The 12,221-nt window shown below is 68.2% G+C and carries 10 protein-coding genes, 1 tRNA gene and 1 rRNA gene; 9 read left to right on the top strand and 3 right to left on the bottom strand.

Features of this window, described 5'->3' with window-relative positions:
- The 8 genes from rrf to J2848_RS18315 form a co-directional block, all read left to right on the top strand.
- Positions 1 to 88 (top strand): 5S ribosomal RNA (gene rrf, locus J2848_RS18280); the annotation flags it as partial.
- Positions 89 to 164: 76 nt separating this feature from the next.
- Positions 165 to 241 (top strand) — tRNA-Met (locus J2848_RS18285).
- Between the two features lie 225 nt (positions 242 to 466).
- Positions 467 to 1,726, top strand: coding sequence for a helix-turn-helix domain-containing protein (locus J2848_RS18290; RefSeq protein ID WP_149235585.1), 1,260 nt, complete (start codon positions 467 to 469; stop codon positions 1,724 to 1,726).
- 160 nt (positions 1,727 to 1,886) lie between these two features.
- Complete coding sequence (ispG, locus tag J2848_RS18295) at positions 1,887 to 3,041, top strand: flavodoxin-dependent (E)-4-hydroxy-3-methylbut-2-enyl-diphosphate synthase (RefSeq protein ID WP_149235584.1); 1,155 nt, start codon at positions 1,887 to 1,889, stop codon at positions 3,039 to 3,041.
- 37 nt (positions 3,042 to 3,078) lie between these two features.
- Positions 3,079 to 4,410: a glutamyl-tRNA reductase gene (gene hemA / locus J2848_RS18300; RefSeq protein WP_149235583.1), complete on the top strand. Its 1,332-nt coding sequence runs from the start codon at positions 3,079 to 3,081 to the stop codon at positions 4,408 to 4,410.
- Positions 4,385 to 5,458, top strand: coding sequence for a peptide chain release factor 1 (gene prfA, locus J2848_RS18305; RefSeq protein WP_149235582.1), 1,074 nt, complete (start codon positions 4,385 to 4,387; stop codon positions 5,456 to 5,458). The genes hemA and prfA overlap by 26 nt, the downstream gene beginning before the upstream one ends.
- A gap of 27 nt (positions 5,459 to 5,485) precedes the next feature.
- On the top strand, positions 5,486 to 6,334 hold the full coding sequence (prmC, locus tag J2848_RS18310; protein WP_149235581.1) for a peptide chain release factor N(5)-glutamine methyltransferase: 849 nt from the start codon (positions 5,486 to 5,488) through the stop codon (positions 6,332 to 6,334).
- A gap of 283 nt (positions 6,335 to 6,617) precedes the next feature.
- Positions 6,618 to 7,052 carry a DUF4167 domain-containing protein gene (locus J2848_RS18315; RefSeq protein ID WP_149235580.1) on the top strand — a complete coding sequence of 145 codons (435 nt, stop codon included), beginning with the start codon at positions 6,618 to 6,620 and terminating at the stop codon, positions 7,050 to 7,052.
- 26 nt (positions 7,053 to 7,078) lie between these two features.
- On the opposite strand, the gene J2848_RS18320 is transcribed toward J2848_RS18315, so the two are convergent.
- Together J2848_RS18320 and J2848_RS18325 are read right to left on the bottom strand one after the other, a co-directional pair.
- Positions 7,079 to 7,843: an MOSC domain-containing protein gene (locus J2848_RS18320; protein WP_149235579.1), complete on the bottom strand. Its 765-nt coding sequence runs from the start codon at positions 7,841 to 7,843 to the stop codon at positions 7,079 to 7,081.
- 127 nt (positions 7,844 to 7,970) lie between these two features.
- Complete coding sequence (locus J2848_RS18325) at positions 7,971 to 8,522, bottom strand: NUDIX domain-containing protein (protein WP_149235578.1); 552 nt, start codon at positions 8,520 to 8,522, stop codon at positions 7,971 to 7,973.
- Positions 8,523 to 8,822: 300 nt separating this feature from the next.
- Between J2848_RS18325 and clpB the strand changes: the two genes are divergently transcribed.
- Positions 8,823 to 11,426, top strand: coding sequence for an ATP-dependent chaperone ClpB (clpB, locus tag J2848_RS18330; RefSeq protein WP_149235577.1), 2,604 nt, complete (start codon positions 8,823 to 8,825; stop codon positions 11,424 to 11,426).
- Positions 11,427 to 11,474: 48 nt separating this feature from the next.
- On the opposite strand, the gene J2848_RS18335 is transcribed toward clpB, so the two are convergent.
- Positions 11,475 to 12,152, bottom strand: a complete 678-nt coding sequence (locus J2848_RS18335; RefSeq protein ID WP_246194525.1) for a glutathione S-transferase family protein — start codon at positions 12,150 to 12,152, stop codon at positions 11,475 to 11,477.
- Positions 12,153 to 12,221 lie beyond the last annotated feature (69 nt).

Here is a 12,221-nt window from a genome sequence, read left to right on the forward strand (position 1 = left end):
CCCGATCCCATCCCGAACTCGGCCGTGAAAAGCCTCCGCGCCAATGGTACTGCGTCTTAAGACGTGGGAGAGTAGGTCGCCGCCAGGTCACTCAGTCTCAAGAGACGCTCAAAACAAAGCATAAGCTTGCATCTGCACCGTCCAGTACCCGACACTGATACATCCGCGGGGTGGAGCAGCCCGGTAGCTCGTCAGGCTCATAACCTGAAGGCCGCAGGTTCAAATCCTGCCCCCGCAACCAAGTCAACAAAAAGCCCGCCTCCACAAGGAGCGCGGGCTTTTTGCTGTTCGAAGTTAAGTGCGCCCGCACCCACTTGTCACGACCCGCGTTCCCTGACCCGTGGTCATTGCGGTTGCGCCCCAGGGGCGGCATGTCGTACCCATTTCGCAAGTTGCATCCACGCGGATGCCCCCGCCGCGCATGCTTTTCCGGTGTGCGCGCAAGCTGCGAGCAGATGGCGAGCCCATGGCCAAGCGCAAGGTTTTCGACGATTTCGATCCGGCCCCGCCCGGTCCCTCCGTCTCCGAGACTCTGCGCGCGACGCGGATGGCGCATGGCTATGACCTGCGCGACGTCGCGACGATGCTGCGCATCCGCTATCCTTACCTTCTGGCAATTGAGGAGGGGCGCTATCAGGAACTGCCGGGCAGCACCTATGCCATCGGCTTCCTGCGTTCCTATGCCGAATGCCTGGGGCTGGACCCTGACACGGTCGTCACCCGATACAAGGAGGAGGCGGCCGGCAGCGTCCGCCGCCAGGAACTGTATCTGCCGACACCGGCGGCCGAAGGGCGCGCATCGGGCGGGACGCTGCTGCTCGGCACGCTGGTGCTGGCCGGCATCGTCTATGGTGGCTGGTACTATCTGTCGGCGACCGACCGTTCGGTGGCGGACCTCGTCCCGACCCTGCCGGATCGGCTGGTCTCCTTGCTGGACGGTGTGCCGGCCAAACCGGCGGAGCAGGTTGCGGACCAGTCCGCCGCGTCCAGCCAGCCTGCGGCTGAACCGGCAGTGCCGGCTCCGGTGATCGCCACGCCCGCACAGCCTTCCAACCCGACTTCGGCGAACCCGGTTCCGGTCAGCCCGACTCAGGCCGGTTCCGCAGCTCCGGCTCCGGCTACCGCCTCGCCGCCCGTTGCAACGCCCTCCGCCGCGGCCAAGCCGCCGCAGACCACCACACCCGCGCCGGCAACTCCACCGGGCAGTGCCGCCAGGCCGCAGGTCACCGCGACCGCTCCCGCTGTGCCCCCGCCGGCCCAGTCGCCGCTGCCTTCCGCCAACGCGCCCTCCGCCAACCAGACAGGCGGGCAGGGCATCGTCAATGTCCCGGCGCCGCCGGCCGAGGATGACGACGAGGCGTCGCCGCAGGATCCGACTCCGCTGAACGCCGCAGCCGCCGCTCCCGCCAGTCCTGCCGCGCCGACTGCGTCGGTGCCGGCCAACGGCAAGGTCTATGGCACGCTGAACACCAATGCGAAGCTGATCCTGAAGGCGACGCAGGAAAGCTGGCTGCAGGTGCGCGATGGCAGCGAGATCGTCTTCACCCGCGTGTTGAAGCCGGGCGACACCTTCCGCGTTCCCGACAAGCCGACTGTCAAGATCCGCACCGGCAACGCCGGCGGTCTGGTGGTGATGGCCGACGGTGGCGAAAGCCCGCCGCTGGGTTCCGTCGGGCAGGTGCTGCGCGACGTTGCCATCGACGGCCATGGGGTGGTGCGGCGCTGAAACCGGATGATGGGGCGCCCCATGCGCCAGCTATGCGTCGATGGCGCCCCACCACCCCTCTCCCTTGAATCCCGGGCGCCGGAGCGCACTTCTGGCCTGACGCCGGCTGCGCTAGGATGCGGCACCCGGTACCGTTTCGCTGTCCAGAGGCTGACCTGAGATGACCGTGCGCGCCTACCGCCAGATCCTTCGCCGCAAATCGCGCCAGATTCGCGTCGGCAACGTACTTGTCGGCGGCGATGCGCCGATCTCGGTCCAGACCATGACCAACACGCCGACCACCGACGTGAAAGCGACGGTGGAGCAGATCCAGGCAGCGGAGCGGGTGGGGGCGGACATCGTCCGCGTCTCCTGCCCCGACCGCGACTCGGCTCTGGCGCTGAAGGACATCGTGCGGCAGGTGAAGGTACCGATCGTCGCCGACATCCATTTCCACTACAAGCGCGCCATCGAGGCGGCGGAGAGCGGTGCGGCCTGCCTGCGCATCAATCCCGGCAACATCGGCTCGGCCGAGCGGGTGCGCGAGGTGGTGAAGGCGGCCAAGGATTATGGCTGTTCGATGCGTATCGGCGTGAATGCCGGCTCGCTGGAGCAGGATCTGCTGGAGAAATACGGCGAGCCTTGTCCGGAGGCGATGGTCGAAAGCGCGCTGAATCACGCGAAGATCCTCGAAGACAACGATTTCCGCGAGTTCAAGATCTCGGTGAAGGCGTCGGATGCCTTCCTGGCCGTCGCCGCCTACCAGGGCTTGGCCGAGGCCTGCGACTACCCGCTGCACATCGGCATTACCGAGGCGGGCGGCCTGCGCGCCGGGACGGTGAAGTCGTCGATCGGGCTCGGCATGCTGCTGTGGTCGGGCATCGGTGACACGCTGCGCGTCTCGCTGTCGGCCGATCCAGCGGAAGAGGTTCTGGTCGGCTACGACATTCTGAAGTCGCTGGGCCTGCGCCGACGCGGTGTCACCGTCATCTCCTGCCCCAGCTGCGCCCGGCAGAATTTCAACGTCATCAAGACGGTGGAATTACTGGAACAGAAGCTGGCCCACATCACCACGCCGCTGACCCTTTCGGTGATCGGCTGCGTCGTGAACGGCCCGGGCGAGGCACGGGAAACCGACATCGGCCTGACCGGCGGCGGCAACAACACCCACCAGGTCTATCTGTCCGGCGTCACCGACCACCGGCTGAAGGACCAGGATATCGTCCAGCATCTGGTCGGGCTGGTCGAGGAGAAGGCCGCCGAGATCGAGGCGGCGAAGGCCGCGGCCGAAGCGCAGGCGGAAACCACACGAGACGTGGCCCCTGCCGCGGAGTAAGCTGCCCGGAATTCGGGCAGGGACAGCGACCCTAGGCGTGACCACCACCTCGTACCTCGTCATCGGCGCCAGCCACCGGACCTGTTCCGGCGTCGTCCACGACCGCCTGTCCACCGACGAAGCGGAAGTGGCGGGCATGCTGGGCCGGCTGCGCGCCGCAGGGGTGGGACAGGCGCTGTGGCTCAGCACCTGCGACCGGGTGGAGGTGCAGGCGGTCCATGAACGCCCGAGTGAGGCGGCCCTGGCGATTGCCGAGGTGATGGCCGACCGCGCCGGACTGTCCACCGCCGATCTGGCGCCGCAGCTCTACACCCGCACCGGCATCGACTCGGTGCGCCACCTGTTCGCGGTGGCCTGCTCGCTCGACAGCCAGATCGTCGGCGAACCGCATATCCTGGGTCAGCTGAAGGCCGCCCACCGCAGTGCCTCCGGCGCCGGGCTGACCGGTCCGGAGTTGGAGGCGGTATTGCAGGCCGCCTATGCCGCCGCCAAGCGGGTGCGCAGCGAGACGCCGATTGCGGAGGGCGCCACCTCGCTGGCCGCCGCGGCCATCCAGGTGGCGCGTGACCTGCATGGCGACATCAGGCGTTGCGGTGCCCTGCTGGTGGGTTTAGGCGACATGGGCGCCCTGGTGCTGGAGGGGCTGCGCGAGGCCGGCCTGCCGCGGCTGACCATCGCGGCGCCGGCGGACCGGCGTGCGGAAGCGGCGGCGCGGCGGCTCGACGGGCATTTCGCCCCCTGGGCCGATCTGGAGGCGGCGATGACCGGCGCCGATATCCTGGTGACCGCGGCCGGTCTTGGGCGCTATATCCTGACCGCCCCGATGATGGAGGCGGTGCTGAAGCGCCGCCGCCGCCGGCCGGTCTTCGTGGTCGATGCCGCCATTCCGGCGGATGTCGATCCGGCGGTGGCCGGCATGGACGGCGCCTTCGTCTATGATCTCGCCGATCTGGAGCGGGTGGCGTTGCAGGGCCGCGTCGGGCGCGAGGCGGCGACCCAGGCGGCCTGGATGATCGTGGACGAGGCGGTGGCCGCCTTCGCCCGCGACCGTGCGGAACGCGCCGCGGTGCCCGCCGTGGCGGCTCTGCGCAGCCATTTCGAGGCGGAGCGGCGCCGCCTGCTGACCGGGAACGCCGATCTGGACGCGGCGTCGGCGACTCGGCTGCTGGTCAACCGGCTGCTGCACGCCCCGTCGGAGGCGCTGCGGGCATTGGCCGCCGACGGCAGCGGCGAAGGGCTGGCGGAACGGGCCGCGGCCGAACGGCTGATGTACCGGCTCTTCGGGCTGGACAGGCTGACTGGCGCGGCGTTGGAAGAGAACGAACGGGATAAGGACGAGCGACGTGAGCCTGGACGAGAAGTTCGATAAGGTGATGGCCCGGTACGACGAGCTGCGTGACACGCTTGCGGCCGGCCTGACCGAGTCCGGCGACTTTGCCCGGCTGTCCAAGGAATATGCCGACCTCACTCCGATCGCCGAGGCCATCGCGGAGCTGAAGAAGGGGCGCGCCGAGGCCGCGGATCTCGCTGAGATGATTGCGGATCCCGCCGCCGACCCTGAAATGAGGTCGATGGCGGAGGAGGAATTCCATCTCCTGACAAAGCGCATCCCGGAACTGGAACGCAAGGTGCAGATCTCGCTTCTGCCCAAGGACGAGGCGGACGAGAAGAACGCCATCCTGGAGGTGCGCGCCGGCACGGGCGGCGACGAGGCGGCCCTGTTCGCTGCCGAGCTGTTCGAGATGTATCGCCGTTATGCCGGCCTGCATGGCTGGCGGTTCGAGGCGATGGACGTCAGCGAGACCGGCATCGGCGGCTACAAGGAAGCCACTGCCAACATCACCGGCCGCGGCGTGTTCGCCCGGCTGAAGTTCGAGTCCGGCGTCCACCGTGTCCAGCGCGTGCCGGCGACCGAGGCGCAGGGGCGCATCCACACCTCCGCCGCCACCGTCGCCGTGCTGCCCGAGGCGGAGGAGGTGGACATCCACATCGACGAGAAGGATCTGCGGATCGACGTCTTCCGCTCCTCCGGTCCCGGTGGCCAGTCCGTCAACACCACCGACAGCGCGGTGCGCATCACCCACCTGCCAACCGGGCTGGTGGTGAGCCAGCAGGACGAGAAGTCGCAGCACAAGAACAAGGCCAAGGCGCTGAAGGTGCTGCGCGCCCGCCTGTACGACCGAGAGCGGGCGGAGAAAGACGCCGCCCGTGCTGCCGACCGCAAGAATCAGGTCGGCAGCGGCGACCGCTCGGAGCGCATCCGCACCTACAACTTCCCCCAGGGGCGGGTGACCGACCACCGCATCAATCTGACGCTCTATAAGATTGAAAAGGTGATGGCCGGCGAGGCGCTGGACGAACTGGTCGATGCATTGGTGTCCGAGGACGAGGCTGCCCGGCTGGCGGAGCTGGGGTGAGGTTTCAGGTGTAGAATGGTCGCATCCATGAACCTCCACACCCTGCGGGCCCAGGCCGAGGCGCGCCTGCGCGAGGCCGGTGTCGATACGCCGGAACTCGACGTCCGCTATCTGCTGGAACATGCGCTGACCCTCACCCGCACCGACTTCATTACGAAGGCGGAACAGACCATCCCGGACGCCGATGCCGCCCGTGCCCTGACGCTGGTCGAGCGTCGCGTGGCGCGGGAGCCGGTGGGGCGCATCCTGGGGCATCGGGAGTTCTGGACCATCGACCTCGCCCTCAACGCCGACACATTGGAGCCACGGCCGGATACCGAGACAGTCGTGGAGGCGGTGCTGGCGGCCGTTCCTGACCGTAAGGCTCGACTGCGCCTGATCGATTTCGGAACCGGAACGGGCTGTATCCTGCTGGCGCTACTGTCGGAGCTGCCGAATGCCACCGGTGTCGGAGTGGATCTCAGCCCGCTGGCGGTGGAGGGGGCGGCCGGGAACGCCGAACGCAACGGGCTGGCGGACCGCGCCCGTTTCCAAGTCGGCGATTGGGCCAAAGGGATCGAGGATCGTTTCGACATCGTGGTTTCCAACCCGCCCTATATCCCCAGCGCCGAGATCGCCACGCTGGAACCGGAGGTGCGGGAGCATGACCCGCTCCGGGCGCTGGACGGCGGGCCGGACGGGCTGGCGCCCTACCGCATCCTCGCCGCCGAACTGCCGCGGCTGCTGGTCCCGGGCGGGCTGGCCGCCTTCGAGGTCGGACAGGGCCAAGCGGAGGACGTGGCGGCACTGGTCGAGGCCCAAGGGTTGGGAGACACCGCGATCCTGTGTGACCTCGGTGGGGTAAAGCGCTGCGTCAGGGCACGGAAGGGACCGTAAGACGGTCACTTATCCAAAAAAACGGTTGGATCGGCGGGCTTTGACGGGTAGTGTGCGGTACACGACCGCGAACTTATGGCCTGCGGAGCAAGAATCTCGGATGGTTTTCTGCCGAGCGCTGACCGCCATGGCCTGCCGCACGCGATGCGGACGCGTCGTTTGAACCCCGTGAGCGACCCATGGAAATCGTCCATGGCGGGCCCGGTGGCCGGGCCGCAAGGCCGGATGGCCGCCGGAGCGTTCCGGGGACTGCGCTTCTCTTGCATGGGGCCTTAAGAGCCGAATGAGACAGGGACCGAACTCCAGGCGTTCGCGTGGTCGTGGCAACAGCGGCGGCGGGGGCAGCGGCGGCGGTGGTGGCGGGGGCGGCGGTGCCGGCCGGCGCCAGAACGTTCCGCTGCGTCATCAGACCTTCGACAGCAACGGCCCCGACGTCCGCATCCGCGGCAATGCGTGGCAGGTGCAGGAAAAATACCAGGCGCTGGCCCGCGATGCGATGTCGTCCGGCGACCGCGTGCAGGCGGAAAACTACCTGCAGCATGCGGAGCATTACCTCCGCATCATCAACCAGATCCAGGAATCGGAAAACCGCCAGCGTGGCGGCCAGCCCGGCAACGGCCATGGCCATCAGCCGCAGATCTCCTCGCATGGCGACGAGGACGATTTGGGCGCCGAGGACGAGACCGACGGCGAGGAACGGGCGGCCGTCAACGCCTGAGACGCGACGCTTACCGGACGTGACGCTTATTCGGCCGGCGTGACCGGGTCGCCCACCGCGATCCGGCCGCCACCGGTCACCCGGGCGCGCAGCAGGATCTGGCTGTGGCCATAGCCGCGCTCCATGATGTTGGGCAGGCTGAGGTCGGCGACGCCGGTGTCCGGGTTCACATCGTTGCCGGGCGTGCAGTCCAGCGTCTCCACCACCTCCAGCGTCGCGGCACCGATGGTCAGGGTCCGGCCGATCCAGCCGCGCTCGGTCCAGGGATCGATGCCGTCCACCAGCAGGTTGGCGCGCAGGCGGCGGGGATCGACCGGCTGCTTGGCGATCCGCTCTTCCAGGTCGCGCAGGCTGGCGAGGTTCAGCAGCGTGACCGACGGTTCCTCGCTGTCGCCGAAGGCGCCGTGCTGTGCCTCGATCAGGCGGGGCATGCCGGGGACGATCCCGGCCAGATAGGCGGCGAAGAACTGTTCCAGCAGTGTGCGGCCCATCGGCTGGTCCAGCCGTCCGCGCGATACCTGCCGGCCGCCGCGGCGGATGATCAGCGCCTGCGTCGCCTCGTCGAACTCGGTCTGCAGGGCCGCCAGCTTTTCCGTGCGGTCCAGCGTGAAGAAGTCGGACGGCAGCCGCCATCCCTGCGTTTCGGTGTCCAGCGCGGCCGGGCCGTGCAGCAGCCCGTACCGGCGGTCGAGCGGGATCGCCTGACCGGCGGTCAGGTCGGCGGCGGGAAGGTCCTGGCCGCTCATGCCCTTGACGGGATAGCGGCGGATGGCGGTCAGTGTGGCGTTCATTGCACTGCACAATGAAAGGGCGGGAGCGTCCCTGTCAACCGATGCGGTGCCTGTTTCTCACGCTGCGGCTGGGGCATGGCAGGGCGGATCGTCCGAACCGCCCGCTCCACCCCCTAATCTGGTGCCGCTACCAGCGTTCGGCGACGGGCCGGTGCCCCAGAAATTCCTCCAGCCGCCGCCTGGTGGCGGGCGACAGCCCGGCCGGCAGCCGGTCGAGCGGGAAGAAGCGGGTCTCCACGATCTCCACCCCGTCGGCCTTCGGGACGCCGCTCCAGCCGCGCACGACATAGACCGCCACATGGTCGCTCGCCCCGTTGCGGAACCGGGCATAGATGCCGAAAGGCTGAGCGGGACGGTCGGCGATCAGCCCGACCTCCTCCCGCACCTCCCGCCGCATGGCATCGACCAGAGTCTCTCCTCGGTCGACGCCGCCGCCCGGCAGGTGCCAGCCGTCGACATAGCTGTGGCGGATCAGCAGGACGCTGGGGGATGTCGGGTCCGACTCGTCGACGATGATTGCCCGCACCCCCATGGTCAGCGGCCGGGCGATCCGGTGCCAGGCCCCGCGCAGGCTCCAGGCGAGACGCAGGAGGCGGCCAGTCATGGTCCGAGGCGTCGGCTGGTCGGCGGGGGCTGGCTTCGTGCTGGTGCGGGAACCGGAGGCGGCCAGATCGGTCATGATGAAATCCGGAACGGGGAACCGTCTGAGGGCGGGGTGGGCGCAGTCTAGCCGCGGGCGGTGGGGATGGTGTAGCGGGGCAATCGGCGGGTCATGCTCTACCCCTTTTTCCCGGTCCTAGGCGCTCTGGTCGAGAGGGCTGTGGCCGCGTTCCTCCACCGATAACCTTTCTGTGCCGATGGTCTTGCATGGCCTGCCGCCTTGCCTACATCTTCGGCAGCATCCTTGCGGATCGCACAGTTGCGTGGATCACGTTGACCGGGCTGCCTCGCGGACGGTCGACAGGAGAAGGGGAGCATCATGGATTTCGAGCAATATACCGAGCGCAGCCGCGGGTTCATCCAGGCCGCCCAGACCCTGGCCGTGCGCCGTGGGCACCAGCGCCTGACCCCGGAACATCTGCTGAAAACCCTGCTGGACGACAAGGAGGGCCTTGCCGCCAACCTGATCCGTGCGGCGGGCGGTGACCCCAAGGCGGCCCTGTCGGCGGTCGATGCCGAACTGGACAAGCTGCCGAAGGTCGAGGGCAGCGGCGCCGGCCAGCTCTACCTGACGCCCGAACTCTCCCGTGTCTTCGAACAGGCGGAGAAGGTCGCCGAGAAGGCCGGCGACAGCTTCGTCACCGCCGAACGCATCCTGCTGGCGCTGGCCATGGCCGACGGTACCCCGTCGGGCAAGGCCCTGAAGTCCGCCGGCTTGACGCCACAGGCGCTGAACACCGCCATCAACGACATCCGCAAGGGCCGCACCGCCGACAGCGCCAGCGCCGAGCAGGGCTATGACGCGCTGAAGAAGTATGCCCGCGACCTGACCGCCGCGGCGCGCGACGGCAAGCTCGACCCGGTGATCGGCCGCGACGAGGAAATCCGCCGCACCATCCAGGTGCTGGCGCGGCGCACCAAGAACAATCCCGTCCTGATCGGCGAGCCCGGCGTCGGCAAGACCGCCATCGTCGAGGGGCTGGCCCAGCGCATCGTCAAAGGTGACGTGCCGGAAGGCCTGAAGAACAAGCAGCTGCTGTCGCTCGACCTCGGTGCGCTGGTGGCCGGCGCCAAATACCGCGGCGAGTTCGAGGAGCGGCTGAAGGCCGTGCTGTCGGAAATCCAGGCGGCGGCAGGTGAGATCGTCGTCTTCATCGACGAGCTGCACACGCTGGTCGGCGCCGGCAAGTCGGACGGCGCGATGGACGCCTCCAACATGCTGAAGCCGGCGCTGGCGCGCGGCGAGCTGCATTGCGTCGGCGCCACCACGCTGGACGAGTTCCGCAAATACATCGAGAAGGATGCGGCGCTGGCCCGGCGCTTCCAGCCGGTCTTCGTGTCGGAGCCGACGGTGGAGGACACCATCTCCATCCTGCGCGGCCTGAAGGAGCGCTACGAGGTCCACCATGGCGTGCGCATCACCGACAGCGCCATCGTCTCGGCGGCGACCCTGTCCAACCGCTACATCACCGACCGTTTCCTGCCCGACAAGGCCATCGACCTGATCGACGAGGCGGCGAGCCGCCTGCGCATGGCGGTGGACAGCAAGCCGGAGGCCATCGACGAACTCGACCGCCGCATCATCCAGCTGAAGATCGAACGCGAGGCGCTGAAGCGCGAGCAGGATGCCGCGTCGCGCGACCGCTTGGTCAATCTGGAACGCGAGCTGTCCGATCTGGAGCAGGACTCGGCCGAACTGACCGCCAAGTGGCAGGCCGAGAAGGACCAGCTGCAAGGCGCGCAGAAGATCAAGGAGGATCTGGAAAAGGCGCGTACCGAACTGGAGACGGCGCAGCGCGACGGCAATTGGGGTCGCGCCGGCGAACTGGCCTACGGCGTGATTCCAGGCCTGGAGAGGGCCTTGAAGGAGGCCGAGGAGCATGCCAGCAGCCGCATGCTGAACGAGGAGGTGCGCGACGGTGACATCGCCGCGGTGGTCAGCCGCTGGACCGGCGTGCCGGTCGACAAGATGCTGGCCGGCGAGCGCGAGAAGCTGCTGGCGATGGAGGAGAAGCTGCGCAGCCGGGTGATCGGCCAGGACGAGGCGATCGTCGCCGTGTCCAACGCCGTGCGCCGGGCGCGGGCCGGGTTGCAGGACCCCAACCGTCCCATCGGCTCCTTCCTGTTCCTCGGTCCGACCGGTGTCGGCAAGACCGAGTTGACCAAGGCGCTGGCCGAATTCCTGTTCGACGACGAGACGGCGATGGTCCGGCTCGACATGTCGGAATATATGGAAAAGCACTCTGTCGCCCGCATGATCGGCGCGCCTCCGGGCTATGTCGGTTATGAGGAGGGTGGGGCGCTGACCGAGGCGGTGCGCCGCCGGCCCTATCAGGTCGTGCTGTTCGACGAGGTGGAGAAGGCCCACCCCGACGTCTTCAACGTGCTGCTCCAGGTGCTGGACGACGGCCGTCTGACCGACGGGCAGGGCCGCACCGTCGATTTCCGCAACGTCGTCATCATCATGACCTCCAACCTCGGCTCGCAGGCGCTGGCCGAGCAGGCGGAGGGCGAGGACAGCGCCGCCGTCCGTGACGAGGTGATGGAGGCGGTCCGTGCCCATTTCAGGCCGGAATTCCTGAACCGCCTGGACGAGATCCTGCTGTTCCACCGGCTCGACCGCCGGCATATGGGCGGCATCGTCAAGATCCAGCTCGGCCGCCTGACGAAGATGCTCGCCGACCGCGAGATCACGCTGACGGTGGACGAGGCCGCGACCGAATGGCTGGCCGAGGCTGGCTACGATCCGGTGTACGGCGCCCGTCCGCTGAAGCGGGTGATCCAGCGCGAATTGCAGAACCCGATGGCGACCCTGATCCTCGAAGGCCGCATCAAGGACGGCCAGACCGTGGCGGTTGGGGCCGAGGGCGGTTCGCTGACCATCGACGGCCAGCCGGTGAGCGGTCTGGTTCGCAAGGGGTAAGGTCGATGCTTTGAAGCTCCCTCTCCCGCCCGGGAGAGGGATTTCTCCTCAGTAGTACGGCGCCGCCAGCCCCTCCGCTTCGAAGGCCGCCTTCACCGCCGGGCGTTCCAGCACGCGGGCGAGGTACGGCCCCAGGTTGCCCAGCGTACGTGCCGGGCGGCCCATGAAGCGGGTCCAGCGGCACAGCATGAACAGGTACGGGTCGACCGCGCTGTACGTGTCGCCCAACAGCCATGTACGCCCCGTCAGCGCCCGGTCCAGCCCGTCGAAATGGCCGTTCAACCGGGCCTCGGTCGCCGCCTTGAACGCAGCCTGTGCATCGGCGCCCTCGACGTAGCGCTCGGGGTAAAAGTACAGCAGCATCTCGGCCTGGACGCTGTTGGTCAGATAGACCAGCCACTTGTAGAATGCCGCCCGCTCGGGCGTGCCGACCGCCGGGGCCAGCTTCGCCTCAGGATGGCTGTCGGCCAGATGCAGGCAGATGGCGGCGGCCTCATACAGCACCAGATCGCCATCCACCAGCGTCGGCACCCGGCCGTGCGGGTTCAGTGCCAGATAGGCCGCACTCTTGTGCTCTCCCTTCTCGCGGTCGAGCAGCACCAGCTCGAACGGTCGGCCGATCTCGCGCAGCAGGATGTGCGGGGCCATCGCGGCAGTGCTGGGCATGCCATAGAGCTTGGTCAAAGCGGTTCCTCCCCTCCCGTCGTTCTGGTCAAGCTGTCCCATCGGCTCCGGCATCCCGCCAGCGTCTTGCTTGCATGGCACGGATGACGGTGAAGCGGGTTTGTCGAGTGA

Origin of the sequence: Azospirillum lipoferum, from assembly GCF_024170005.1 — a bacterium.
Classification (GTDB): Bacteria; Pseudomonadota; Alphaproteobacteria; order Azospirillales; family Azospirillaceae; genus Azospirillum; species Azospirillum lipoferum.

Bases quoted from the DNA above. Each gene is read 5' to 3' on its own strand.
- J2848_RS18290 (WP_149235585.1), top strand. From the start codon at position 467: ATGGCCAAGCGCAAGGTTTTCGACGATTTCGATCCGGCCCCGCCCGGT.
- ispG (WP_149235584.1), top strand. From the start codon at position 1,887: ATGACCGTGCGCGCCTACCGCCAGATCCTTCGCCGCAAATCGCGCCAG.
- prmC (WP_149235581.1), top strand. From the start codon at position 5,486: ATGAACCTCCACACCCTGCGGGCCCAGGCCGAGGCGCGCCTGCGCGAG.
- J2848_RS18315 (WP_149235580.1), top strand. From the start codon at position 6,618: ATGAGACAGGGACCGAACTCCAGGCGTTCGCGTGGTCGTGGCAACAGC.
- J2848_RS18320 (WP_149235579.1), bottom strand. From the start codon at position 7,843: ATGAACGCCACACTGACCGCCATCCGCCGCTATCCCGTCAAGGGCATG.
- J2848_RS18325 (WP_149235578.1), bottom strand. From the start codon at position 8,522: ATGACCGATCTGGCCGCCTCCGGTTCCCGCACCAGCACGAAGCCAGCC.
- clpB (WP_149235577.1), top strand. From the start codon at position 8,823: ATGGATTTCGAGCAATATACCGAGCGCAGCCGCGGGTTCATCCAGGCC.
- J2848_RS18335 (WP_246194525.1), bottom strand. From the start codon at position 12,152: ATGGGACAGCTTGACCAGAACGACGGGAGGGGAGGAACCGCTTTGACC.